Origin of the sequence: Dolomitihabitans soli, from assembly GCF_022213955.1 — a bacterium.
In the GTDB taxonomy this organism is placed as follows: domain Bacteria; phylum Actinomycetota; class Actinomycetes; order Streptosporangiales; family Streptosporangiaceae; genus Streptosporangium_A; species Streptosporangium_A soli.
On the sequence record NZ_JAKNTW010000002.1, the window covers coordinates 132,778 to 157,648 of the forward strand.

25 protein-coding genes and 1 riboswitch are annotated in these 24,871 nt (G+C 69.5%); of the genes, 11 read left to right on the forward strand and 14 right to left on the reverse strand.

Translation table 11 applies throughout. From position 1 onward, the window contains the following. The first annotated feature begins 169 nt into the window (after positions 1–169). On the forward strand, positions 170–742 hold the full coding sequence (locus MBA17_RS05475) for a GNAT family N-acetyltransferase (RefSeq protein WP_238495165.1): 573 nt from the start codon (positions 170–172) through the stop codon (positions 740–742). 64 nt (positions 743–806) lie between these two features. Here MBA17_RS05475 and MBA17_RS05480 read toward each other — a convergent pair whose 3' ends face one another. Further along, the gene (locus MBA17_RS05480; protein WP_238495166.1) at positions 807–1,658 is read right to left on the reverse strand and encodes a spermidine synthase; all 852 of its coding nucleotides are present in this window, start codon (positions 1,656–1,658) and stop codon (positions 807–809) included. Positions 1,659–1,749: 91 nt separating this feature from the next. Between MBA17_RS05480 and MBA17_RS05485 the strand changes: the two genes are divergently transcribed. Next, complete coding sequence (locus MBA17_RS05485) at positions 1,750–3,270, forward strand: penicillin-binding transpeptidase domain-containing protein (RefSeq protein WP_238495167.1); 1,521 nt, start codon at positions 1,750–1,752, stop codon at positions 3,268–3,270. A 46-nt stretch (positions 3,271–3,316) separates the two neighbouring features. Here the strand turns inward: MBA17_RS05485 and MBA17_RS05490 are convergent, their stop codons facing one another. The 7 genes from MBA17_RS05490 to ngcE form a co-directional block, all read right to left on the reverse strand. Next, positions 3,317–3,736: a thioesterase family protein gene (locus tag MBA17_RS05490; protein ID WP_238495168.1), complete on the reverse strand. Its 420-nt coding sequence runs from the start codon at positions 3,734–3,736 to the stop codon at positions 3,317–3,319. A 54-nt stretch (positions 3,737–3,790) separates the two neighbouring features. Beyond that, positions 3,791–4,375, reverse strand: a complete 585-nt coding sequence (locus tag MBA17_RS05495) for a superoxide dismutase family protein (RefSeq protein WP_238495169.1) — start codon at positions 4,373–4,375, stop codon at positions 3,791–3,793. A gap of 124 nt (positions 4,376–4,499) precedes the next feature. Continuing rightward, positions 4,500–4,787, reverse strand: coding sequence for a 4a-hydroxytetrahydrobiopterin dehydratase (locus tag MBA17_RS05500; protein WP_238495170.1), 288 nt, complete (start codon positions 4,785–4,787; stop codon positions 4,500–4,502). A 38-nt stretch (positions 4,788–4,825) separates the two neighbouring features. Beyond that, positions 4,826–5,395 (reverse strand): hypothetical protein, encoded by a 570-nt coding sequence (locus MBA17_RS05505; RefSeq protein ID WP_238495171.1) that lies wholly within the window; start codon positions 5,393–5,395, stop codon positions 4,826–4,828. An 86-nt stretch (positions 5,396–5,481) separates the two neighbouring features. After that, positions 5,482–6,333, reverse strand: coding sequence for a carbohydrate ABC transporter permease (locus MBA17_RS05510; RefSeq protein WP_238495172.1), 852 nt, complete (start codon positions 6,331–6,333; stop codon positions 5,482–5,484). Positions 6,334–6,335: 2 nt separating this feature from the next. Next, on the reverse strand, positions 6,336–7,250 hold the full coding sequence (locus MBA17_RS05515) for a carbohydrate ABC transporter permease (protein WP_238495173.1): 915 nt from the start codon (positions 7,248–7,250) through the stop codon (positions 6,336–6,338). Between the two features lie 2 nt (positions 7,251–7,252). Then, entirely contained in the window at positions 7,253–8,695 is a 1,443-nt protein-coding gene (gene ngcE, locus MBA17_RS05520; protein WP_238495174.1) for an N-acetylglucosamine/diacetylchitobiose ABC transporter substrate-binding protein, read from the reverse strand. A 229-nt stretch (positions 8,696–8,924) separates the two neighbouring features. Here ngcE and MBA17_RS05525 point away from each other — a divergent pair, with 229 nt between their 5' ends. Beyond that, positions 8,925–10,133 (forward strand): DUF4032 domain-containing protein, encoded by a 1,209-nt coding sequence (locus tag MBA17_RS05525; RefSeq protein ID WP_238495175.1) that lies wholly within the window; start codon positions 8,925–8,927, stop codon positions 10,131–10,133. A 334-nt stretch (positions 10,134–10,467) separates the two neighbouring features. On the opposite strand, the gene MBA17_RS05530 is transcribed toward MBA17_RS05525, so the two are convergent. Beyond that, a complete protein-coding gene (locus MBA17_RS05530) occupies positions 10,468–11,223 on the reverse strand; it encodes a hypothetical protein (protein WP_238495176.1) in 756 nt (251 codons plus the stop codon). 287 nt (positions 11,224–11,510) lie between these two features. Further along, a riboswitch (cyclic di-AMP (ydaO/yuaA leader) is annotated at positions 11,511–11,677 on the reverse strand. A 218-nt stretch (positions 11,678–11,895) separates the two neighbouring features. Between MBA17_RS05530 and MBA17_RS05535 the strand changes: the two genes are divergently transcribed. Further along, complete coding sequence (locus tag MBA17_RS05535; protein WP_238495177.1) at positions 11,896–12,396, forward strand: universal stress protein; 501 nt, start codon at positions 11,896–11,898, stop codon at positions 12,394–12,396. A gap of 131 nt (positions 12,397–12,527) precedes the next feature. Here MBA17_RS05535 and MBA17_RS05540 read toward each other — a convergent pair whose 3' ends face one another. After that, positions 12,528–13,046: a MaoC family dehydratase gene (locus tag MBA17_RS05540; protein ID WP_238495178.1), complete on the reverse strand. Its 519-nt coding sequence runs from the start codon at positions 13,044–13,046 to the stop codon at positions 12,528–12,530. Positions 13,047–13,153: 107 nt separating this feature from the next. Here MBA17_RS05540 and MBA17_RS05545 point away from each other — a divergent pair, with 107 nt between their 5' ends. From MBA17_RS05545 to MBA17_RS05565, 5 genes are all read left to right on the forward strand, one after another. Then, positions 13,154–14,299 (forward strand): TIGR03118 family protein, encoded by a 1,146-nt coding sequence (locus MBA17_RS05545; protein ID WP_238495179.1) that lies wholly within the window; start codon positions 13,154–13,156, stop codon positions 14,297–14,299. A gap of 87 nt (positions 14,300–14,386) precedes the next feature. Further along, the gene (locus MBA17_RS05550) at positions 14,387–15,244 is read left to right on the forward strand and encodes an AAA family ATPase (RefSeq protein ID WP_238495180.1); all 858 of its coding nucleotides are present in this window, start codon (positions 14,387–14,389) and stop codon (positions 15,242–15,244) included. Beyond that, complete coding sequence (locus MBA17_RS05555; protein WP_238495181.1) at positions 15,241–16,617, forward strand: vWA domain-containing protein; 1,377 nt, start codon at positions 15,241–15,243, stop codon at positions 16,615–16,617. The genes MBA17_RS05550 and MBA17_RS05555 overlap by 4 nt, the downstream gene beginning before the upstream one ends. A gap of 199 nt (positions 16,618–16,816) precedes the next feature. Further along, the gene (locus MBA17_RS05560; RefSeq protein WP_238495182.1) at positions 16,817–17,842 is read left to right on the forward strand and encodes an alcohol dehydrogenase catalytic domain-containing protein; all 1,026 of its coding nucleotides are present in this window, start codon (positions 16,817–16,819) and stop codon (positions 17,840–17,842) included. A 26-nt stretch (positions 17,843–17,868) separates the two neighbouring features. Continuing rightward, positions 17,869–18,504, forward strand: a complete 636-nt coding sequence (locus MBA17_RS05565; RefSeq protein ID WP_238495183.1) for a cysteine hydrolase family protein — start codon at positions 17,869–17,871, stop codon at positions 18,502–18,504. Positions 18,505–18,511: 7 nt separating this feature from the next. On the opposite strand, the gene MBA17_RS05570 is transcribed toward MBA17_RS05565, so the two are convergent. Further along, positions 18,512–19,279 carry a nuclease-related domain-containing protein gene (locus tag MBA17_RS05570; protein WP_238495184.1) on the reverse strand — a complete coding sequence of 256 codons (768 nt, stop codon included), beginning with the start codon at positions 19,277–19,279 and terminating at the stop codon, positions 18,512–18,514. A 252-nt stretch (positions 19,280–19,531) separates the two neighbouring features. On the opposite strand from MBA17_RS05570, the gene MBA17_RS05575 reads away from it, so the two are divergent. Further along, positions 19,532–20,140, forward strand: a complete 609-nt coding sequence (locus MBA17_RS05575) for a TetR/AcrR family transcriptional regulator (RefSeq protein WP_238495185.1) — start codon at positions 19,532–19,534, stop codon at positions 20,138–20,140. 240 nt (positions 20,141–20,380) lie between these two features. Further along, entirely contained in the window at positions 20,381–20,962 is a 582-nt protein-coding gene (locus tag MBA17_RS05580; protein WP_238495186.1) for a GNAT family N-acetyltransferase, read from the forward strand. 300 nt (positions 20,963–21,262) lie between these two features. Here MBA17_RS05580 and MBA17_RS05585 read toward each other — a convergent pair whose 3' ends face one another. From MBA17_RS05585 to MBA17_RS05595, 3 genes are read right to left on the reverse strand one after another with little or no spacing between them, the layout of a single operon-like run. After that, positions 21,263–22,336, reverse strand: a complete 1,074-nt coding sequence (locus MBA17_RS05585; protein ID WP_238495187.1) for an acyl-CoA dehydrogenase family protein — start codon at positions 22,334–22,336, stop codon at positions 21,263–21,265. Between the two features lie 31 nt (positions 22,337–22,367). After that, complete coding sequence (locus tag MBA17_RS05590; RefSeq protein WP_238495188.1) at positions 22,368–23,537, reverse strand: acyl-CoA dehydrogenase family protein; 1,170 nt, start codon at positions 23,535–23,537, stop codon at positions 22,368–22,370. Between the two features lie 12 nt (positions 23,538–23,549). Continuing rightward, complete coding sequence (locus tag MBA17_RS05595; RefSeq protein ID WP_238495189.1) at positions 23,550–24,764, reverse strand: acyl-CoA dehydrogenase family protein; 1,215 nt, start codon at positions 24,762–24,764, stop codon at positions 23,550–23,552. Positions 24,765–24,871 lie beyond the last annotated feature (107 nt).

Consider the following 24,871-nt stretch of genomic DNA (forward strand, 5'->3'; position numbering starts at 1 on the left):
ACCCCTACGCGCTCAGCCGGCCACCTTCGCGGTGCTGATCGGCTGGTCGCTGCTGTACCGTCGGCGGCGGATGAGCAAGGCCACGGCCGGCTGACGAAATCCCGCAGGCCGATCGGCCCGTGGGAAGATCCCTTGGCGATTTCTGCTGTTTCCGGTGAGGAAGAGGACGATGTACGCGATATCCCTGGGCGATGACGGTGCGGAGCTGCGCCCGCTCGAGCCTTGGCTGGCGGAGGAATTCCTGACCCACATCGACCGGGGACGGGAGTTCATCGGGCAGTACATCGGGATGCCGGACGCCGTCACGGACCTGGAGTCGAGCCGTTCGTTCCTCCGGGCGTACGCGGAGAAGGCGGTGACCGACACCGGGCGGATCCACGGCATCTGGACGGACGGCAAGCTGGTCGGCGGGGTCATGTTCCGGACGATGGACGTCGAGCGGGGCATCGCCGAGGCGGGCTGCTGGCTGGAGCCGTCGGCCGCGGGCAGGGGCCTGGTGACCCGGGCCGTGCGCGTGATCATCGACTGGGCCGTCGAGGAACGGGGCATCCACCGCGTGGAGTGGCTGGTCGCGGCCGCGAACGAGGCCAGCATCGCCGTGGCCCGGCGGCTCGGGATGACGAAGGACGGCGTGCTGCGCGAGATGTACCTGTACCGGGGCGAGCGGCACGACATGGAGATCTGGTCGATGCTCGCACCGGAGTGGCGGGCGGCCAGGCAGCCGTCTCGGAATCCCGCCTAGCCCTGCCGTACCGCGGCCTTCAGGAACCCGCCCAGCCTGCCGTACGGCGAGGCCGGGCGTGGGCTCAGGAGCCGAAGACGGCGGGCGGCGGCACCGGGGCGATGACCGTCTGGCCGTCGTGGATGGGGTGGGCTCCGGCGACGAACCGGGTCAGGTCGTCCCCGTGGACGCAGCGGGCCTGGGTGAGGCCGCCCGCGGCGCGGCGGGTCAGGTCCCGGAGCGGGAGCTCCACCCGGGAGGCCGCGACGATGAGGTTGCCGAACCTGCGCCCGCGCATGACGCCCGGCTCGGCGAGCAGCGCGACGTGCCGGAAGGTGTCGCGGACCGTCGCCACGAACCTGCGCGCGAAGGCCAGCCCCTTGCCGTCGGCCAGGTTGACCAGCAGGGTGCCGGGGTAGCGGAGCACTCTGGCCACGTCGGCGAGGTACTCGGCGGTGGCGAGGCCGACCGGCATGACGGCCCCGGTGAACGCGTCGAGCACCACCAGGTCCGCCGAGTCGTCCCAGGTCGCCTCGACGGCGGCGCGGCCGTCGGCGATCCGCACCTTCAGCAGCGGCACCGACTTCAGCCTGAGCTGGTCGCGGACGAGCTGGACCAGCTCGGCGTCGGGCTCGACGACGGTCTGCCGGGATCCCGGCCGGGTGGCGGCGACGTAGCGCGGCACGGTGCAGCCGCCGCCGCCGACGTGCACCACCTCCAGCGGGCCGTCGTCGATCAGGTCGATCACGTCGGCCATCAACCGGACGTACTCGAAGTCGAGGTACTCCGGGTCGTCGAGATCCACGTACGACTGGGGGACCCCGCCGGAGGAGAGGATCCAGCCGTTGGGCCGGTCCAGGTCCTGGAGAAGCTCGACCTCGCCGAAGCTGACCGGGTAGCGACCTGGCACGGGCTCGCGTGGCACACGTCTGGCCATTAAGCCGGATCCTTCATGTTCGGTTCCCTTTAGTGTTGTTCGTTCTGATATACCCCTGGAGGACACGCCCCCCGGGAGAAACCGTATGCCGATGAGAAGGCTCCTCGTACTGCTGGCCGCGGTACTCGTCATGGGAGGAGCGGCCAGCCTGGGAGTGGTGGCCTGGTTCGGGCAGGTCGACGGCACCGCCGACGACACGGCCAGGTCCTACCTCGCCGCCTGGGAGGCGGGCGACCTGGAGGGGATGCGCGCGCTGGTCGACGACCCGCCGAGCGACTTCGCGGACCGGCACCGCCGCTTCGACGAGGACCTGCGGGTGGACTCGCTCACCCTGAAGAGGGGGACCATCGTGCGCGGCGACGACTCGGCTGAGCTGCCCCTGGAGGGGACGAGACAGATCCAGGACCTCGGCGCCTGGCCGTTCGCGACCACGCTGCGCCTGGCGGTCAGAGACCGCGCCTGGAAGGTGGTCTGGTCCCCGGAGACGCTGCACCCCGCGCTGCGAGACGACGGAGAGCTGAAACTCAGCCAGGTCAAGGTGCCCACCGCCGAACTGGTCACCCGGACCGGCTCGCAGCTGCCGAACGACAGCGCGGCCGAGCCGTACCTCGCCGAGCTGAACCGGCGGCTGGGCCGGAGCACCACCGGCTGGACGATCGAGTCGGTGCGGGGCGGCGTGTCCAAGCAGCTCGTCGTCTACCAGCCGGAACCGGCCAGAAAGGTGCGCACCACGCTCTCGCGTGCCGTTCAGGCGGCGGCGGCCCGTGCGCTGGACGGCGTGCGGCAGCCCGCGACGCTCGTCGCCGTGCGCACCGGCACCGGGGAGGTGCTCGCGGTCGCGGACCGCCTGGGCGACGGGCGGCGCGCCTTCGACGAGACGTACTCCCCCGGCGGGGCGTTCATGATGGTGACCGCCGCCGCGCTGTTGTCGGCGGGGCTGACGCCGGAGAGCCAGGTCTCGTGTCCCGCCGGGTACACGCCGCCGGGGGGCCGCTCGGTGGACAACGCCGGGCGCGCGGCGCACGGCACGGTCTCCCTGGCCGAGGCCCTGGCGCTGTCGTGCAACACCACGTTCGCCCAGCAGGCCGTGGAACGGCTCACCGCGGGCCGGCTGGCCGAGCAGGCGGGGGCGCTCGGGTTCGGCCGGCGGCTCGGCTCCGGCGTCGGCGGTACCTGCGGCCGGACCCCGTCGCCGAAGCAGGAGGACGGCCGCCTGGCGCCGGAGGCCATCGGCCAGGGCAAGGTGACGGCCACGCCGCTGTGCATGGCGCTGGTCGCGGCGGCCGTGGAGAACGGGACCTGGCGCTCCCCCAGGCTGGTGACGAAGAAGGCCGCGGCGGCCCTCGACAAGATCACCTCCAGCCAGGCGGAGGTCCCGGCGGACGTGCTCGGCGGGCTGCGTGACATGATGCGCGCCGAGGCCGCGCAGGGCCGCCTCCCGAAGGGCTCGGCCGGGCACTCGGGAGTCACCCGGCCCGGCTCGGACGGCCGCGCCGACGCGTGGTTCGTGGGTTACCGCGAGAACGTGGCCTTCGCCGTCTTCGTCAAGGACGGCCGTACGGCACGCGCCACCGCCACCCCCATCGCCTCCCGCTTCCTCCGCGCCCTCTAGTGCCGCCCGCGACCGCGCTGAGCCGCCTCGCCCTTCGGGGGTGGCGTCATCGTGGGCCGGCTTTGCTCAGGACGCGTTCGGTGAAGCGGGCGGCGTCGACGACGACGCGCTCATGGGTTCCGGTGCTGATGACGTCATAGCCGTCGTCGGCCGCCACCTCGAAGGCCAGGCGGCGGCCGTCGATGCCGGTCAGGCGCACCCGGCAGGTGACGCTCAGTCCGGGCGGGGTGGCCGCGCAATGGCTGACGGCGATGTGGGTTCCGACCGTCTGCTCACGCGGCCAGTCCAGGTACGGCACCAGCGCCCGCACGCACGTCCACTCCAGCAGCCCGACGAGGAACCCGGTGGCCAGCACGGGTGGCATCGCCGCGAACTCCGGCGACTCCGGGTACAACGCCGCGACGATTTCGCCGTGCGAGATCGGGAAGGTGAACTCGTGCTCCAGGTCGCTCGGCAGCTCACGCATCGGTCACGCCGATCAGCCTGGCCGCCGGACGTCGCCGTCCGACGAGGTGGCCTTCTAGTCGTCGGACGGGTTCAGGGTCAGGCAGGCGACCCGGTCACCGGCCTGGCCGGCCTGCGGACCCGTGGTCGTGGTCTCCTTGGCGTGGATGACCACCGAGCCGGGGAGCCTGTCCTTCGTGAGGGCCCACGGCTGGGTCGCGTGCGCGTCGCCGTCGCCCTCGCCGTTGGTGCTGATGTCGAGCCAGATCTCGTTCTCGCGGGTGGCGGGCTGGTTGGGAGAGGCGCTGGGCGACGCCTCCCACCGGAAGTGCGGGCCGGAGTCGTCGGGCTTCTCCCCGCACGCGTTGACGTGCAGGTGCGCGCCGTACTTCCGGTTGGGGAGCATGCCCTCCAGGAACAGCTCGGACTCGGTCTCCGTGCCGGTGGACTCGATCGTGGCCTCGCCCATCGCGCCGGAGGGGACGAGCTTCTCGTCGTAGACGACGGCGGTCGCGCCCTGCTTGTAGGGCTCGAACGTGCCCTCGCCGACGAGATGGACTTCCTTCCCGGTCGGGGAGCCGGTCGGGGAGCCCTCAGGCGTGGCGCCGGTCGGCGAAGCGGAAGCCGGGACCGCGCCGGGACCTCCGTCCTGGGGAGCCACCTCCTGCGCGGCACAGCCGGCAGCCAGAAGTGCGAATATGACAACAGGGAGGTGGCGGCGCATCTCGGACATCCCCTTAACGGAGCCTACGGAACGCCACCGACTCTAACAAGTAATCGATCGACTACACGCCGTGACTCTCCGCGATGCGGTCGATCTCGCCCGCGAGTGCGAAGTCGGCCTCGGTGAGCCCTCCGGCGTCATGCGTCGTCAGCGCGAGGTGCACCTTACGCCAGCGGATGTCGATGTCCGGATGGTGGTTCCGTTCCTCCGCCCGCACGGCGATCTCGTCCACGACGCGGATGGCGGCGGGGAAGTCGGGGGCGGTGATGGTGCGCCTGATCTCCCGGCCGGAGAGCCGCCACTCCGGCACCCCGCGCAGCCTTTCGGCAATCTCTGATTCGTCGAGCATGGGCCCACCCCACCACGGCCGGGCCGCCGTGTCCAAGCTCAACACGAGACCCGCGCGCGGCGGGCCATCGCCGCGACCCCGCGCACCATGGCGGTGGCGTGGGTCTGGGTTCGCGAGGTGGCGGCCTGCTCCAGGATGGGCGTCAGGCACGGCATCAGCTCGGGGAGCCGCAGGAGGCTCCACTCGTGCCAGTCGGACAGGTCGGTGCCGCCGCCGTCGCGATCCTCTCCCCGGTAGGCCAGCAGCACCGGGCAGTGCCGGTTGATCTCGTGCAGCCACCGTTCGAGGTGGGCGTTGAAGGCCGCCACCCGGGAGGGCGCGGCGAACAGCCAGCCGTCCTCGCCGAGCCGGTCGCGCTCCCCCTCCGCCAGGGGATACCTCTTGACCAGCGCGGAGTGCAGCGAGAGACCGCTGGCCACCATGAGCTGCCGCCCGTCGCACCAGTCGAGGATCTCCGCGACCGGCTGCGGGATTCCGGCCTCCAGCTGCGACCGCTGGTAGCTGGAGGGCTCCCTGGCGAAACGCACGTGGACCTCGGCCCACATGTAGTAACGGGCCTCCCCCGCCCCGAAGAACGGGAACGGATAGGTCTGTTCGAGTTCAGCCATGGTGTGGAATCTCCGCGTGGCATCGGGTTCGAGGGGTGCGGAGAAGAGACGTTTCGGACTACCAACTGGATTACCGGCGAACCAAACTATTTAACAGCACCGGTAGTCAGGCCGGACTGAATCTGCCGCTGGAAGACGATGTAGACCACCAGCATCGGGAAGATCGCCATGCTCAGCGCCGCGAACAGGCCCGGCCAGTCCGCCTCGTAGCCCGCGATCGTGGAGATGTCCGCGATGCCCTGGGTGATCACCCATTTCTCCCGGTCGCCCGACAGCAGCACGATCGGCAGCAGGTACTGGTTCCACTGGCCGAGGACGTTGAAGACGGCGATGCTGACCAGGCCCGGTCTGGCCATCGGCAGCATGATCTGGAAGAACGTCCGGGTGTGCGAGCAGCCGTCCATCATCGCCGCCTCCGCCACCGAGGCCGGCAGGGTGCGGAAGAACGCGGCGAGGAAGAACACGGTGAACGGCAGCGAGTAGGCGATGTAGACCAGGACCAGGCCGGTGTGCGTGTTGAGCAGGCCGAACTGGTCGACCACGAAGAACAGCGGGACCAGGGCGAGGAACACCGGGAAGGCCATGCCGGAGACGAACAGGTAGTAGATCAGCCGGTTGCCGGGGAACCGGTAGCGGGCGAGCACGTAGGCCGCCATCGACCCGAGCAGCATGGTGCCCGCCGTACTCACCGCGACGACCAGCACGCTGTTGAGCATGTAACGCCCGACGTGGGCCGTCTCCCAGGCGCGGGCCCAGTTCTCCCAGCGGATCGCGCCCGGCAGCGTCCAGGCGTCGCCGAAGATCTCGGTGTTGTCCTTGAAGGAGGCCAGGAAGGTCCACAGCAGCGGGATGATGACCAGCAGCGCCCAGACGAACAGGGCCGCGTGCGACAGCGCGGCGAACGGGCTCCACCGGGGGCGCTTCGAGGGTACGGCCATGCTCAGTACTCGATCCTCTCGCGCCTGGACACCCGCAGGGTCAGCGCCGCGAACGTGATGGTCATGAAGAACAACGCGACCCCCATCGCCGAGGCGTAACCGAACTTGGTGTAGCTGAAGGCCGTCTTCCAGATCTCCAGCGGCAGCACGGTGGTGGCGTTCTCCGGCCCGCCCCGGTCCACCGACAACACCTGGACCAGGGCGAAGCCGTCGAAGGCCGCGATCCCCAGATAGACCCAGCCGACCTGGAGGGTGTCCCAGAGCAGCGGGAGCGTGACGCTGAAGAACAGCCGGAACCGGCCGGCGCCGTCCAGGGCCGCGGCCTCGAAGACGTCACCGGGGATGGCCGCCATGCCGGCCGAGAACAGGACCACGTAGAAGCCCACGGCCTGCCAGACCATCACCGCGAGGATCGACCAGAAGGCCAGGCTCGGCTCGGTGAGCCAGCCGACCGGCTCCAGGCCCAGCCGGATCAACGCGCCGTTCAGGACGCCGCTGTCGTCGGGCCGGTAGATCGCCTGGAACAGCACGCCGACCACGGCCACCGCCAGGACCTGGGGAAAGAAGAACACGACCCGGTAGAACTTCGATCCCCAGATCCCGGACATGACCCCGCCGCGCACGCCGCCGCCCAGGTTCAGCAGGAAGGCGAAGACGAGCGCGATGGAGATCGTGAGGAGCGGCAGGGCGAGCAGCAGCACCCCGTGGTGCCGCACCGCCTCCCAGAAGACCTCGTCGTCGACGAGCCTGGCGAAGTTCTCGAACCCGATGTACTCGGGGTTCGCCGAGATCCCGCGCCAGTTCGTCAGCGCGATCTGGAACGCCTGGAGGTACGGGCTGATCACGAAGACGACGTAGAGGGTCACCGGGGCGATGAGGAAGCCGACGATGAACAGGGGCCTGCGGTGCCGCCCCATCCCTAGACGCTCCGAGTCTGCTTGCTGACGGAGGAGTCCTTCTTGATGGCGTCGGCCTTCTTCTGCATCCGGTCGGCGAACTCCTCGGGGGTGATCCGGCCGGCCATCGCCGAGTTGGTCTGCGCCTGGGAGTAGTCGAAGAGCTCCTTGTACCAGCCCTCGAACCGGGCGTCGGTGATGATGTTCCGGCCCGCCGCGTCCTGCACCTTGGCCGCGCTCCGCAGGCCGGGGGGCAGGTCCAGTCCTTCGGCCGCGCCGTTGACCACGGTGAGGTTCTTGGTCTTGTCCGTGAAGCCCTTCGCGCCCTCCTTGGAGAGCATCACGCGCAGGTACTCCAGGCCGCCGGCGGGGTTCTTGCCCTTGGCGGACACGAAGAAGTTCTCCCCGACGCCGACGAAGAACGCCTCGGGCGGCATCTTGTCGGTGGCCGTCACGTTCGGATTGGGCATCACGGCGTACTCGAAGCCGGCCGGGGTGTCCTTGACCATCTCGTTCTCGATCCAGGAGCCGCACGGGTAGAGCGCGACCTTGTTCTGGAGCTGCTTGAGCTGGGTCTGGGTGTGGTCGAGGCCGAAGTACGCCTTGTCGCCGAACCGCTTCTGGACGTCGGCCCAGGCGGTGACCGCCTGGACGACGGCGGGGTTGCGCCAGGCGTCGTCGACGAGGTTGTCGATGTCGATGAGCACCTGGTTGCCGCCGGTCTTCGCGGCGGTGTAGAGCAGGTTCCACGTCTGGTAGAACGGCCCGACCTGACCGGGGTAGGCGAACGGGGTGATGCCGGCCGACTTGATCTGCTCGCACAGGGCCAGGAAGGCGTCCCAGGTGGTGGGCACCTGCCAGCCCTTCTCCGCGAACAGCTTGGCGTTGTACCACAGGCCGCGGTGCGAGACCGTGTAGTTCAGCACGTGTGGTTTGCCCGCGACCAGGGAGTTCTCCAGCACCCCGCCGGTCAGCGTGTCCAGCACCTTCTTGGCCGGGTCGTCGATCGAGGGCGCCTCGAACAGCGGCGTCAGGTCGGCCAGGTGTCCCTCCTGCTGGAGGGCGACCAGGTCCAGCGTCTCGGCCCCGGAGTTGTTCACCACGTCGGGCACGTCGCCGCTGACGAAACGCGGCCGGAGCTGGGTGCCGATCTTCTGGGTGGCCGTGTGCTTGATGACCGACTGGGCGTAGGTCTTGTTGAACAGCGGCTCGTGGATCTGGGTGGCGTAGGCGTCGGTGTAACCGCCGCTGAAGATGACCACTTCCAGCGGCGCGGCCGCCCGTACCCCGAAGGGATTGGCGGCGGAGGTGGCGGCGGCGGACGCGGTCGGGGCGGTGGAGGAGGCGGAACCACCACCGGCGGTGGCGCAGGCGCTCAGCAGGCCCGCTCCGGGTCCGGCGGCGAGCGCGGTCAGGCCGATGCGGCGCAGTACCTGGCGCCGGGTGATGTCGGCGGAGTCGGACATCAGCCCTCCTGATTTCGGGGGGATCAGTTAGGAAAGTTTCCTAATGTACTGCCCGAAGGTACGAAGCGACCCTCGCGGCCGTCAAGGGGCCCGCCGACGTCTAGATCGAGCCGTGACCTTCACCGCCGGACACAGAACGTCCACGGATCGGACAACTCACGCATCCCTCCGCGTAAGTGGCTAACGTGGCCATCTGATACGGCCCTCCGATACCCCGAGGAGCGATGGGTTGCCGCTGCAGATGACGGGCGCTCCGAGCGATCCCGACCTCATCCGCCTGCCCTGGGACCTGCCGCTGGAGACGTGGCCGGCACACCACCTGGTCACGCTGCCGCGTGGCATCTCACGGCACGTCGTGCGCTTCGTCCGGCTCTCCGGCCGGGTCTACGCGATCAAGGAGATCAGCGAACGGTACGCCAGGGGTGAATACCGCCTGCTCTGGGACCTCAACCGGATGGACGCCCCCTCGGTCGAGCCCGTCGCGGTGGTCACCGGCAGGACCGGCGAGGACGGCGAGCCGCTGGACTCCGCCCTGATCACCCGCCACCTCCAGTTCTCCCTGCCCTACCGGGCGGTCATGTCGGGCACCCTGCGCCCGGAGACGCTCACCCGGCTGCTGGACGCCCTCGCCGTACTGCTCGTCCGCCTGCACCTCTACGGCTTCTACTGGGGCGACTGCTCGCTGTCCAACACGCTCTTCCGCAGGGACGCCGGCTCCTTCGCCGCCTACCTGGTGGACGCGGAGACCGGCGAGCTGCATCCGATGATCAGCGAGGGCCAGCGCGCCCACGACATCGACATCGCGCACACCAACATCTTCGGCGAGATGCTCGACCTGGAGGCGGGCGGCCTGCTGCACCCGTCGATCGACCCGGAGCAGATCGCCGGGGAAATCTGCGAGCGCTACCACCGGCTGTGGCGCGAGCTGACCCAGGACGAGATCATCGAGGAGGTCGACTGGCACCGGGTCGAGCAGCGCATCCGCCGCCTCAACTCCCTCGGCTTCGACGTCGCGGAGATGATGGTCCGCCGCAAGGCGGGCACCGGCCGGCTGATCGTCCGGCCCAAGGTCGTCGACTCCGGCCACCACCAGCGCCGCCTGCTCCGCCTCACCGGCCTCGACGTGGAGGAGAACCAGGCCCGCCGGCTGCTGAACGACCTCGACTCCTTCCGGGTGCAGAACGGCCTGCGGCACGAGGACGAGGCGATCGTCGCGCACCGCTGGCTGGCCGAGATCTTCCAGCCCACCGTCGCGGGCATCCCCGTCGACATGCGCCGCAAGCTGGAACCCGCCCAGCTCTTCCACGAGGTGCTCGACCACCGGTGGTTCCTGTCCGAGGACGCCGGGCAGGACGTGGGGCTGCCTGCCGCCGTGGACTCGTACGTGAACAAGGTGTTGGTCTTCAAACCCGATGAAAAGGCACTGATCACCGAATGACGCTGCATTTCCTTCTATGTAGTTGAAATATCATTCCACTCGGTGCAGGTTCCTTGTATCTCGCGATCTCGGCGGCGAAACAGCGACCCTGCCTGCGCTTACGCTGGCCTGACTGATCCTTCCGGGCGGCGTGAGGCGTGGGAGGAGCAGCGCTCTGCGACGTGCGCGCGGTCCCACGCCCTCACACCCACTATCCGGGGCCGGGGCCGTGCGCACTTCGTCGGTTCACGCCGTTCGGCGTGGCAAAAAGACGACGGGCGCCCTCGGGGGGAACGAGGGCGCCCGTCGGAGCGGTCACACGGGCGAGCGGGCCCGCGCGACCTGTGGGAGAGGGTCAGCGGGAGAACAGCCGGCGGATCCGGTCGCGGCCCACGTACAGGCCGATGCCGGCGACGCCCACACCGGCGAGCGCGGCCACGCCGCCGGAGGCGCCGTTCTCCTCGCGCTGGCCGAGGGCCTCGGTCTTGGCGGTGTCGCCGGCGACGTCCTCGCCGCCGTCCGCGACCACGGCGCCGGTGTCCGCCACGTCGTTCCCGGCGGACTTGCCGGGAGCGGCCTTCACCTGAGGCCGGGAGACCTCCGGCGGCTTGGCCGGGTTCTTGTCCTTCTTGCCCCACGCGCCGGTGGAGAAGGCGACCGGGTGGTTCTTCTTGCCCACCCCCGCACCCCACTTGGTGACGGTGTAGTCGACCTTGATGTGGCCCATGCCGCCGTTGCCCGTGACCATCAGGGAGGAACTGTTGAACTTCCCGCCGGTCAGGTCGGCGAAGGTCTTGGCGTCGATGTCGAGCATGACGCCGCTGTTGGAGGGCGTGCCCGGGCCGCGGTCACCGATGAAGAACTCAGCCTTCTTGCCCTTGTAGGTGACGTAGCCCTCGGTGCCGAGGGGCCAGCTCGGGCTGGCGAACATGCCCTTCTCCATGGGCTTGCCGATGGCCGGGAGGCCGGTGTCGCCGGCGCGGCCGGAGGCGTCGTCCCAGAAGTAGGACGCCTTGGTCGAGCCGTTCAGCAGGGCGCGCTCGTTGTCGTCCGCGTGGGCCGCCGTGCTGGTGCCGAGGGCGGCGGCTCCGGCGAGGGAGAGACCGAGCAAAGAGGTCACTAGAATTCGGTTCGGGCGCATGCCAAAGGTGATGTTCATTAAAAAATGGGGCTCTTTCGCGAGGCAACAGGGGGCAGCCACGTGCGCCACGAAGGGCAACAGCACGGGCGAGGGGCGCTCAGCAAAGGGTTGGGGAAAGACGTGGCGACGACAGATCGCTACACGGAGCGCGGGGTCAGGCAAAGGCCGCCGAAGTCACGGCGACGGAGATCGTCAGATGCCGACCGGCAAAGGTGGGCCCTCGGAAGGGCCATACGGGTGGGGGCGACCCATAGGGGTTCTCCTCTCCATTGCGCCTACCGGGTTAGCTGTCGGGTTCGGACATGGAGCTGCCCTACCGTGCGATTACGGATTCACCCCAAGGAGCACATACGCTCCCAAAGTGGGTCCCCGGCTCCCGCGACACCCCTCGCAAGGGGGGTCCGAGACTCGGCGTCGATCAGCCGCCCTTCCGGAGTGAAGAGCGTGTCACCAATCGATAACAAAAGGGACTCTAGTGTCCATCCCGGGGCAAAGCAAACAAAACGCCACGAACAGGTCAGAAGATCTACCTTTGGCGACAAAGGGCGGCGCTTGCCTACGGGGGTGATCATCTCCGGATTTAGGGGCGAGTTTCCCCGCACTTTGGCCGGTCCTCACCCGTGAGGACTAATGCTCGATAGCGTGAGCCAGACATCCCAGCCACGCATCGTCGTGGGCTTCAGCCACTCGATCGCCTCGGCCTCCGCTCTGCTCTGGGCGATCCGCGAAGCCCAGCTCCGCGGGGCGGTCGTCGAACCCGTGCACGCCTGGCAGTGGTCCGGGGAGGGGCGCGCGTCCTACGCTCCGATGGACACCTGGCGATGCCCTGACGACGAGCAGTCGGCGATCACCCGCAGCACGGCTCTGGCCATCTCCGAACTCGCGCCGGGCCTGCGTCCCGTGGTGCTCCAGGGGCCCGCCGTACAGGTGCTGCTGCACCAGGCCGAGGCCGCCGACCTGCTCATTCTCGGCAGCCGGCCGTTCGACCCGGACACTCCCGCCACCGTCGGCCCGGTCGTGGGGGCCTGCCTGGTCAGAGCGCCGTGCCCGGTGGTGGTCGTCTCGCCAGACGTGGTCCCCGCGCAGCGCGCCCGCCCCCGCCACCTCGCCTACGCCGGCATCCCGCCCCGCCCCGGAACGTAGGGTCACCGAAGGGCATGTCCAGCGGGCGAGGCGTTACGGCGCCCCGCCGCATCACCCCGGTGAGCGCCGGTGCGCGGACCTCCGCCCCGGACGGCGGGCGGCCGACACCGGGCCTGCCGTAATCTGTGGCCTCAACCGGTGAGCGGGCCGTTCTTGGCCTGGGGGAAGTAGTTCTTGTCGTGGGGCGCGTCGCGCCGGTAGACCATCACCGACCGCCGCCAGGACATCACCTCGTCGCCGTCCTGGTTGAGCCCCCGCGTACGGCAGGACACGATCCCCGCGTACGGCCGTGACTTCGACTCGCGTTTGTCGAGCACCACCGACTCCGCGTACAGCGTGTCACCGAGAAACACCGGATGTGTGAGCTTTATCTCCTCCCAGCCCAGATTCATCAGCGCCGTCTGGCTCATGTCCACCACGGACAGCCCGAGCACGATCGCCACCGTCAGCCCCGAATTGGCGATGATCTTCCCGTACGGCGCGCGGGCCGCGAAGTGCGCGTTGAAGTGGTTCTGGTTGGTGTTCATGGTGAGCAGGGTGAACCAGGTGTTGTCCGCCTCGCTGATCGTGCGTCCCAGCGGATGCTGGTAGACGTCTCCGACCTCGAAATCCTCGTAGTAACGGCCGAGGCCGGGTTCGTGAACGGTCACCTGCGCCACTGTGCCAGCCGGACTCCCGGTGATCAAGGGATGAACCTCCCACCCGCCACACGCGTACCTCGCGTCGTAAGCGCAAGCCGACGAGAGAAGGAGGCCCCATGCGGCCACGCATCGTCACGCTCTGCGCCGCGGCCCTCGTGCTGGGAACCACTACCGGCACCATCCCCGCGCAGGCAACCTCGGCAGGCACTACCACCACCCCCGCCACCCGGTTCACGCAGACCAACCTGGTCTCGGACGTCAAGGGACAGGCGGCCGTCCATGATCCGAAACTCATCAACCCCTGGGGACTGGCCCTGGGCAAGACCCTCTGGGTCTCCGACGCCGGCTCCGACGTCTCGACCGTCTACTCGGGCCTCCCCGGGTCCGTCAAGAAGGAGCAGACGGAGGTCCACATCCCCGGCGGACGGCCCACCGGCCAGATCTTCAACAGCACGGAGGAGTTCGTCGTCAAGGGCAAGCTGGGCTCGGGTCCGGCGACGTTCATCACCGCCAGCCCGAGCGGCGCGATCACCGGCTGGAGCGCGAAGGCCGACCCCAAGCAGGCCGTCATCGCCGCCTTCACCAAGGGCGCCGACTACAAGGGCCTCGCCCTGATGGAGACCAACCAGGGGCCGTTCCTGCTGGCCGCCGACTTCGCGCACAACCGCGTCAACGTCTTCGACGGCGACTTCGACCGCGTACGGCTCGCCCGCGACGCCTTCAAGGACCCCCGGGTGCCCCAGACCTACGCGCCGTTCAACGTCGAGGTCGTCGGCCGCTGGGTCTACGTCGCCTACGCCCTGCGCGACGCCGCGACCGGCAAGTCGGTCGCCGGCGCGGGCAAGGGCTTCGTCAGCCGGTTCTCCGCCGAAGGCCGCCTCGTGGGACGCCTGGCCGGCCGTGGACCGCTCAACGCCCCCTGGGCCATGACCATGGCCCCGAGCAACTTCGGCAAGTACTCCGGCGCCGTGCTGGTCGGCAACTTCGGCGACGGCTGGATCAACGCCTACAACCCGCGCAACGGACGTCACCTGGGCGCGCTACGGCACGGGAACGGCAAGGCGATCGCCATCTCGGGACTGTGGGACCTGGAGGTCGGCAACGCCGCCAACGGCGGCCCGAACGCGCTGTGGTTCAGCGGCGGCACCGACGGCGGCAAGCACGGCCTGCTCGGCGTGATCACCGCCGGGGGTTCGCGGACGTCCTCCCCGCCCCCGACCAACAGGCAGGATGACGACGACGACGGCTACGGCTCCTACTGATCGAACGGGTGTGGGGATCGGGGGGTCCCCACACCCGAAAGGCGACCGGTTAGACTAGAACAACATTCGGTCTCACCGGGAGCACAGATGACGTCGTGGTTCACCTCACCCTCCGAAGTCCATGACCGGCTGGCCGCCGTCCACTACCTACCCGACGCATCCATCGCGACCTCGGTGTTCCTGGCCGCCGCCCTCGGCAAGCCGCTGCTCGCCGAAGGGCCGGCCGGAGTCGGCAAGACCCAGCTCGCCAAGGCCGTGGCCGCCGCCACCGGGGCCCGGCTGGTCCGCCTGCAGTGCTACGAGGGCCTCGACGAGGCCAGGGCGTTGTACGAGTGGAACTACAAGAAGCAGTTGCTGCGGATCCAGGCGGGCGCCGGGGAAGACTGGGACTCGACCCACGACGACATCTTCACCGAGGAGTTCCTGCTCGAACGCCCGCTGCTGAACGCGATCCGCTCCCCCGAGCCGACCGTGCTGCTGATCGACGAGACCGACAAGGCCGACGTCGAGGTCGAGGGACTGCTGCTGGAGATCCTCTCCGACTACCAGGTCACGATCCCCGAACTGGGCACGATCAGCGCGGTGCGCAAGCCGTACGTGATCCTGACCTCCAACGCGACCCGCGAGCTGTCGGAGGCGCTCAAGCGGCGCTGCCTCTACCTGCACCTCGACTACCCGACGCCGGAGCGGGAGCGGGACATCGTGCTGGCGCAGGTGCCGGGCATCCAGGCGGGGCTCGCCGAGCAACTCGCCCGGATGGCCGCCACCCTGCGCACGCTGGAGCTGAAGAAGTCGCCGTCGATCGCCGAGACCATCGACTGGGCGCACACCATGATCGCGCTCGGCCGCGACGACCTCAACGAGGCCGCCGTCGCCGACACCCTCGGAGTGGTGCTCAAGCACGCCTCCGACCAGGTCCGTGCGCGCAAGGAGCTGGGCTTTTGAGCATTGTCGACCGGCATGTCGGCTTCGTGCACGCGTTGCGCGAGGCGGGATTGCCGGTGTCACTGGCGGAAGGGCTCGACGCGGCGCGGGCGCTCGGCGTGATCGACCTGGCCGAACGCGAGTCGCTGCGGGCCGCCTACGCCGCGACGCTGGTCAAGCGCCCTTCGCACCGGCCCGGCTTCGACATGCTCTTCGACCTGTGGTTCCCGCCGGTCACCACGGGACTGGCCGCCGCGCGCGGCACCCGCGACACCCGTGACGACCAAGACACCGGGGACGCGGCGAGCGACGAGCGCGCCGAGCACCGCGACCGGCTGGCCGACCTGCTGATGGGCGCGCCCGGGATGGCGGAGTTCGTCCAGGCCATGGTGGAACGGTACGGCAGGCAGCAGGCCGCCGCGGGCCGGCAGAACTGGTTCTCCTACTCGGTGCTCCGCGCGCTGTCCCCCGAGACCCTGATGGCCAGGATCCTGGCCGAGGTGCTGGCCGGCCAGGAGCGCGGCGGGCTCGCGGAGAAGATGGCCAGACAGCGGGTCAACGCCGGGATCAGGGAGTTCGAGGACGCGGTGGCCGCCGACGTCCGCCGCAGAATCGCCGAGGACTCGGGCCGGGAACGGATCGCCCGCTCCGCCGTACGGCCGCCGCTGGACCAGATCGACTTCCTCCGGGTGACCAAGGCCGACCTGGCCAACCTGCGCAGGGAGGTCTATCCGCTGGCCCGGCGGCTCGCCACCCGGCTGACGATCAAGCACCGGCATGGGCACCGGGGCCGGCTCGACTTCCGGCGCACCGTGCGCGCCTCGCTGAGCACCGGCGGCGTACCGCTCACCACCCACAACCGGCCACGCCGCCCACACCGGCCCGAACTGGTCATCCTGTGCGACACCAGCGACTCGGTCTCCTCCTTCGCCCACTTCACCCTGCTGCTGACCTACGCGTTGCGCGAGCAGTTCGCCAAGGTCCGCGCGTTCGGGTTCGTGGACACGGTGGACGAGATCACCCGCTTCTTCGTGCCGGGCGCCGATGTGGTGGAGGCGATGACCCGCTTGGCCAACGAGGCGGACATGTCACGCTTCGGCCGTACGAACTACGGGCACTCGTTCGAGCGCTTCGCCGAGTCGTACGGCGACGCCATCGGGCCGAAGTCGTCGCTGCTGATCCTCGGCGACGCCCGGTCGAACTACCAGCCGCTCGCGCTGCCCACCCTGAGACGGCTCGCGGACCAGGCCAGGCATGCGCACTGGCTCAACCCGGAGCCGCGCCGCCAGTGGGACACCGGCGACTCCGCCGCCACCGCGTACGGCGCAGTGGTGCCGATGCACGAATGCCGCAACGTGACCCAGCTCACCGCCTTCATCGAGGACCTCGCCTAGCGGCACCGCCTCGCCGGTCGGCCCGGTCGGGGCCATCGATGGCGATGAGGACGCGAACATGCTCTGACCAGCAGTCGAAGGCGGCCACGGATCCTTCAGGGGTCCGACGGACAGTGGATAGACGAGATGAATCCGGGAAAGGCGAACTAGTGAAGGCCTCTCTGTAAGGCCGCTGCTTCCCGTAAGAAGAGGAGACGACATGTCTTCTGCTATGCACCGTTCCATGCAGGTCGCCGAGCCTGGCGGGGACCTGTCTCTGGTTCAGGCGGCTACCCAGGAGCCGGGCCCGAGCCAGGTGCGGGTCACCGTCGAGGCGTGTGGGGTGTGCCACTCCGACGCGTTGATCACCGGCGGACACATTCCGGGCACCACCTTTCCCGTCACGACAGGGCACGAGATCGCGGGACGCATCGACGCGATCGGCGGCGACGTCACCGGCTGGTCAGTCGGTGATCGGGTGGCGGTCGGCTGGTACGGAGGCAGTTGTGGCCACTGCGACGCCTGCAGGGAGGGCGACGGCGTCCTGTGTCCCGAGCTTCAGGTGCCGGGTGTCGCCTACGCCGGCGGGTTCGCTGACTCCGTCGTGGTGCCGGCCGTCGCCCTGGCCTCAGTCCCGGACGAGCTGACGGCGGTGGAGGCCGCGCCCCTGGCCTGCGCCGGCGTGACCGTGTACAACGCGCTGCGCCGCAGCTCCGCGCGTCCAGGCGACACCGTCGCGGTCCTCGGTCTGGGCGGCCTGGGGCACCTGGGCGTTCAGTTCGCTTCGAAGATGGGCTTCAATACCATCGCGATGGCCCGCGGTCCCGAAAAGGCGTCGCTGGCTCACAAGCTCGGCGCGTCTCACTACATCGACAGTGCCACCGAGAAGACGGCCGACGCGCTGCGGGCCCACGGGGGAGCCAAGGTGGTGTTGGCGACGGTGACCAACGCCGCGGCGATGTCCGCGACGGTCGACGGGCTGGGGCGCCGCGGCGAGCTCATCATCGTCGGCGTCGCCATGGAGCCGGTGGACGTCACGCCCCTGCAGCTCGTGAGCGGGGCTAAGCGGGTGTACGGGCACGCTTCCGGCATCGCGGTCGACACCCAGAACACCATGAGGTTCGCCGCCCAGAGCGGCGTCCGGTCGTGGACCGAGGAGGTTCCGCTGGAGGAAGCCGGTGCGGCGTTCCAGAAGATGCTCTCCGGCCAGGCCCGCTTCCGCATGGTCCTCACCACCGGCAACTGAATACCTCGTGGGAAGGGGGAGAACCCATGGCCGAGACGTACGACCCCCGCCGCACGGCGGTTCTGCTGGTCGATCCCTACAACGACTTCATCTCCGAGGGCGGCAAGCTCTGGCCGCGACTCGAGCCCGTAGCGAAGGCGGTCGGCCTGGTGGACAACCTGCGTTCCGTGGTCGCCTCCGCCCGCGAGGCCGACATCCAAGTGGTGTTCGTCCCGCACCGCCGCTGGGAGCCGGGCGACTACGAGACCTGGGCTCACCCGAACCCGACCCAGCGCGCCATCGAAGAGCGGCATACCTTCGCCCGGGGCTCCTGGGGCGGGGAGTTCCATCCCGACTTCCAGCCGCAGGCGGGCGACGTCGTCGTCCACGAGCACTGGGCGCAGAGCGGGTTCGCCAACACCGACCTGGACTTCCAGCTCAAGCAGCACGGCATCACCCACGCGGTGGTCATCGGCGTGCTGGCGAACACCTGCATCGAGTCCACCGGTCGTTTCGCCATGGAGCTCGGCTACCACGTGACGCTGGTTCGCGACGCCACCGCTGCCTTTCTCCCCGAGATGATGAACGCCGCACATGAGCTGAACGGCCCCACCTACGCCCACGCCATCGTCACCACGGGAGAGCTCGTCACCGCATTCGATTACCCGTCCAAGATGCGGTGACGGGCCACTAGCTCATCTTGTGCAGCTCCCTGGCGGCCGTCCTGGCCAGGACCTCGACCTGTTCCGGTGTGTAGGCGTCGGTGGCGCGGGCCCGGATCACCCGGGGAACCAGGCGCGGCTTGAGCAGGATCAGTCCCTCGGCGCTCACCATGCCGCCGCGCGGCATCCGGCCGCCGAAGACGGCCAGGATCGGCTCGATGGTGACCTGGATGCCGGACTGCCGGGTGAGGATCTCGGCGAGGGAACCGGCCGCGTCGCCGAGCCCCTTGGCCATGGTCGCGCCGTACTTCTCGCCGAAGAACAGCCGCCCGCCGTACTGCGCGATGTCGATCTCGGGGCCGAAGGCCTCGTTGTCGACGATCCACACGCCGCCGGGGCCGATCACCAGGTGGTCGATGGACGCCTGACCGCGTACGGCGCGGCCGTTGAGCACGCGGTAGCCGTCCTTGGCGAGCCTGCGGCGCAGCGTCCGGCCGGTGATGACCTCGCCCCTGCGCTTGCCGCGCCAGACGGCGGTGTCCTCGTGGGCCCGCCACGCGAGGTACGCGTCGACGGCCGCGACCACGATCGCGGTGAACAGGCCGACCGCGACCGGCCAGGGGATGGCGAAGCGGATGGCGAGCGCGATGCCGGCGGCGAGGCCCACCACGGCCTTGACCACGCGCATCTTCCTGCGCTCGCTGATCGCCTCGACCCAGAACTTCTCATACATCTGCTGGGGGGACTGACCGGTGAACTTCTCGTCCTCCGGCACATAGATGGACCCGCCTGGCATGGCACACCCCGGGAGCTCGGCCTGCTGTGGCACTGATTTCTGGCATCTGGCATGACTCGGGCACAGATTTGGGCATGGTCGAGCAATCTGCCACGCTGAAGCCCTCGCCGCGGATGGGATTCCCCGCTTGGCGACAGGGGAATCAGAAGGTGACGTAATTAGGACAACTCCGCCAGTGTCCCCGCTAGTTGACCGACCAGTCGGTATCCTTACCTCGGCGGCCGGTTTCGCCGCCAGATGGGAGGTCCCGCGATGGCCAGAAGCGGAACGGCGGCCAATGTCGAGCAGGTGGAACCTGTGCGCCGGCGCCTGCTCGGCGAGGCGACGCGGTTGTTCGCCGAGCGAGGCTTCGAGAGCACATCCGTCCAGGAAATCGTAGCGGCAGCGGGCGTCACCAAGGGCGCGATGTACCACTACTTCGACTCCAAGGACGATCTCCTGAAGGAGATCTACGGGCGGGTGCTCCGGATGCAGATGGAGCGGCTCGCCAGGTTCGCCGACGGGCCGGGCACGGTCACCACCCGCCTGCACGCGGCGGCGGCCGACGTCGTCCGCACCACGGTCGAGAACCTGGACGACTCCAAGATCTTCTTCCGGTCGATGCACCAGCTCGCGCCCGACACCTACAAGGCGGTCCGCGCCGATCGCCGCCGCTACCACGAGCGGTTCAGGGACCTGGTCGCCGAGGGGCAGAAGGAAGGCGTCTTCCGCGCCGACGTGCCGGCCGACATCGTCGTCGACTTCTTCTTCGGCTCGGTCCACCACCTCGGCACCTGGTACCACGCCGACGGCCCGCTCTCGGGCGCCGAGGTCGGCACCCACTTCGCCGACCTGCTCCTCACGTCCCTCCGCCCGGCCTAGCCCCCAGCCGCTTTCGGCAGACGTACGGCCCGCCAGATTTCGGCGGCTCGCCGTTGGTGGCGAGGGTCTCCGGGGCCAACGCTTCTCGGGCGAGCGCGGCCGGTCGCCGTCACGGCCGGCCAGCTGGACGTGTTCTCCGGTTCAGACCCGTGATCGCATCTGTGGTGTGCGGGTGGCGTCATGGGAGATCACAGACAAATCCATCGCTCTCGCGTGAGGGCGAATGTCAGAATCGCCGCCATGGAGCCCATTTCGCTGACGACATCCCGTCTGCTGCTGCGTCCTCATGATTCCGGCGACGAGGATGTGGTCTTCGCCGCTTGCCAAGATGCCGGCATCCAGCGGTGGACGGACTTTCCGACACCGTACGAACGCCAGCACGCGGCCTTCTACCTGGATCAGATAGTGCCGCGTGGCTGGCGTGATGACACGATGTACCACTTCGCGGTGGAAACCCGGGACGACGGAGATCTGGTCGCATCGGTCAATGTGCACCGTCACCATGACACGTGGGCGGTCGGGTACTGGACTGTGGCAGAGCATAGGGGCCGCGGCTACGCAGCAGAGGCGGTACGCGCCTTGGCCACCTGGTCCTTCACCGAACTGGGGGTGCAGCGCCTGGAGTGGCGGGCGGAAGCAGGGAATACGGCCTCCTGGGCGGTGGCGAAGAAGGTCGGCTTTGTCATGGAGGGGGTTCTGCGTGCGGCGCAGACCAATGACAATTCGTTGCGGGATACCTGGATCGGCGCTCTCCTGCCCTCCGACCTCGGTTTGCCTTTCGCCATCCCCCACCACGCCGCGCAGGTGAACGCTCCGGCTTGACGAGTCCTGGCCAGGCTCTGCGGTGTCGTGCGCGAGGTCGGCTGGGTAGGCAGGCACACCCAACGCGCGACGATCCTCAGATGGTGATCGCCGAAGAGCGGCAATGGACGGTCGAAGGCAGCGGAACAGATGCGAGCACGGGCTTGAACCGAAGAGCCACTTCAAGGGCCCATCGGTTACGGCGGTCAGCCACCCACGCCCGAGTGCCATGAACCCACGGACGCCCGCCGCCTACGGCGAATGGCGCCGACTTGGCGTGCCGTACGCGAAACATACGCGGACGTGGGGCGGCGCGGGGAATTAGGCGGGGGCGGGGATGTCGGCGAGTTGGGCGGTTCGGGTGCGGTGGTCGCCTGGGGTTCCCAGTGCTATCTGGGTGGACTTGGCGCGTTTGAGGAAGAGGTGCAGGGGGTGTTCCCAGGTCATCCCGATGCCGCCGTGAAGTTGCAGCGCCTCCTCGGCGGCGTGCACGGCGACGTCGGCGCACCAGGACTGGGCGACCGCGACGGCGAGGCCGGGGTCCTCGGCCGAGGCCAGCGCGTCCGCGGCGTTGCGGGCCGCGGCGCGGGCCCGGACCACGTCCAGCCACAGGTCGGCGAGGCGGTGCTTGATCGACTGGAAGGACCCGACGGGCCGGGCGAACTGGTGACGCTCCTTGACGTAGGCCAGGGTCGTGCTCAGGCACCATTCGGCCACGCCGAGCTGTTCGGAGGCGAGCAGGCCCGCGCCGTACAGCAGCGCGTCCCCGATCCCCTCCCCCACCGCCTGCGCGGGCGCCGAGGCGAGGGTCACGGTGGACAACGGCCGGGTCTGGTCGAGCGAGGGCACCGGCCGGGTGGTCGCGTCCGCCGCCCGCACGGCGTACAGGGTGGAACCGGACGGCACGAGCAGCACACTCGCCGCGTCCGCCCCGGCCACCGCCTTCACCTCGCCGCTGAGCGTCCCGTCCTCGTCCCGCCTGACGTCCCCGCCGACCGCTGAGTACGGCGACGCGGCGAAGGAGACGGCGAGGGCGGCGGTGGTCTCACCGGAGGCGAGCCGGGTCAGCAGCGCTCCGGCCGCCGGCGTCCCGGCGGCCAGCAGGGCACGGGTGGCGAGGACGGCGCTGGTCAGGAAGGGCACGGGGGAGGCCGATCGGCCGATCTCCTCGCACACGACCGCCGCCTCCCGGGCCGACGCCCCCGCTCCGCCGTACTCGTCGGGGATGAGCAGGCCGGCGACGCCGATGTCGCCGGCGAGGGCCTTCCACACGCCGGGATCGGGCGGCGAGCCGAGCCCGGCCAGGACCGAGGCGGGCGCGCACGTGTCGGCGAGCAGGTCGCGGACCGCCGACCGCAGTTCCTCCTCGACCTCCGTGTAGAGCAGACTGGTCATCGAATCTCCTTGAGCGGCCAGGGCGAGGCGGTCAACGGGGGAGGTCCTTCCAGGGCACGTCCTTGTCCACCCGGGGTTCCGAGGGCAGGCCGAGCACCCGCTCGGCGATGATGTTGCGCAGGATCTCCGAGGTGCCGCCCTCGATGGAGTTGCCCTTGGCGCGCAGGTAGCGGTAGCCGATGTCGCGGCCGGCGAAGTCGACGGACTCGGACCGGCGGAAGCTCCAGTCGTCGTAGCCGAGCCCCTCCTCGCGGTGCATCTCCAGGTCGAGCCCGGTGAGCGCCTGGTTGAGCGTGGCGAAGGAGAGCTTCATGCCGGAGCCCTCCGGCCCCGGCTGGCCGGCGGCGAGCTGCTCGCGCAGGCGGGCGCCCGCCAGCCTGGTCACCTCGGCCTCGATCCACAGGCGGACGAGCCGCTGGTGCAGGTCGTGGTCGCGCAGTTCGGGCCGGTCGCGCCAGGTTCGGGTGACGAGGCCGATCATGCCGCCGCCCCGGCGGGCGGGCGCGCCGCCGATCGCGACGCGTTCGTTCATCAGCGTGGTCTGCGCCACCCGCCAGCCGTCGCCGACGCCGCCGAGCCGCAGGTCGTCTCCGAGGCGCACGCCGGTGAGGAAGACCTCGTTGAACTCGGCCTCGCCGGTGATCTGCCGCAGCGGGCGCACGTCGACGCCGGGCGCCTGCATGTCGCACACGAAGTAGGTCATACCGCGGTGCTTGGGCTGGTCGGGGTCGGTGCGGGCGACGAGGATGGCCCACCGGGCGTGGTGCGCGCCCGAGGTCCAGACCTTCTGGCCGTCGACGACCCACTCCTCGCCGTCGCGGACCGCCCTGGTGGCGAGCGTGGCGAGGTCGGATCCGGCGCCCGGCTCACTGAAGAGCTGGCACCAGATCTCCTCCCCGGTCCACAGCGGACGCAGGAAGCGTCTCTGCTGCTCCTCCGTGCCGAAGGCGAGGATGGTGGGGGCCGCCATACCGAGTCCGATGGCCTGCACTCCGGGCCGGAGCTGGGGGGTGGACTCCAGCTCCCGCTCGACCACCTGCTGCAGTTCGCGCGGCGCGCCGAGGCCGCCGAGGCCGGGCGGGAAGTGCACCCAGGCCAGTCCGGCGTCGAAGCGGGCCCGCAGGAAGCCGAGGCGGTCGGCGGCGGGATCGTTCGCGGCGAGGAACTCCCGCACCCGCTCTTTGATGTCTTCTTCGTTCAAGAGGGTTCCTTGTCAAACGTCGGCGACCATGTGCTTCTTGAGTTCCCGGTAGGCGAGGGAGCGCTTGTGCACCTCGTCGGGCCCATCGGCCAGGCGCAGCGACCGTGCCCCGGCCCAGAGCCCGGCGAGCGGGAAGTCCTGGCTGACCCCGCCCGCGCCGTGCACCTGGATGGCCTTGTCCAGGATCCACTCGACGTCACGCGGGGTCGCGATCTTGATGGCCTGGATCTCGGTGTGCGCGCCCCGGTTGCCGACGGTGTCCATCAGCCAGGCGGTCTTCAGCACCAGCAGCCTGAGCTGTTCGATCCGCACCCGCGACTCGGCGATCCAGTCCTGGACGACGCCCTGGTCCGCGATTGGCTTGCCAAAGGCGGTGCGGGCGAGGGCCCGTTCGCACATGAGCTGGACGGCCCGCTCGGCGATGCCGATCAGCCGCATGCAGTGGTGGATGCGGCCGGGGCCGAGCCGGGCCTGGGCGATGGCGAAGCCGCCGCCCTCCTCGCTGATCAGGTTCGCAAGCGGCACGCGGACGTCCTCGAACAGCAACTCGGCGTGGCCCCCGTGATCGGCGTCGGAGTAGCCGAAGACGTGCATGCCGCGCTTGACCGTCAGGCCAGGGGTGTCGCGGGGCACCAGCACCATGCTCTGCCTGCGGTGTTTGGGCGCGTCGGGGTTGGTCTGGCCCATCACGATGAAGATCTTGCAGTTGGGGTTCATCGCGCCGGAGGCGAACCACTTGCGGCCGTTGATCACGTATTCGCCGCCGTCACGGGTGATCGAGGTCGCGATGTTGGTGGCGTCGGAGGAGGCCACGTCGGGTTCGGTCATCGCGAACGCGGAGCGGATCTCGCCGCGCAGCAGCGGGTCCAGCCACTCCTTGCGCTGCCACTCGCTGCCGAACTCGGCGAGGACCTCCATGTTGCCGGTGTCGGGGGCGGCGCAGTTGGTGGCCGTCGGGGCGATGCGCGGGCTCCTGCCCATGATCTCCGCGAGCGGGGCGTACTGGAGGTTGGTGAGGCCGGCGCCGTGCGCGCCGGGCAGGAACAGGTTCCACAGCCCTCGGCCGCGTGCCTCGTCCTTGATGTCCGCCAGCAGCGGCGGGCTGCTCCAGCCGCTCTCCGCGGCCTGCTCCTCGAACGCCGCCTCGGCCGGGTAGACGCATTCCTCCATGAACAGGGTCAGTCGTTCCCGCAGGTCCTCGGTTTTGGCGTCATAGGTGAAGTCCATGGGCCCTCCTGTCTAGCCAGTGAGCGTACCGACCAGCCGGTATGTATGTCGACCTTCGTTCTCCGCTTTACCCTCCAAACATGGAACCATCGGCGTCACCGTCGAAC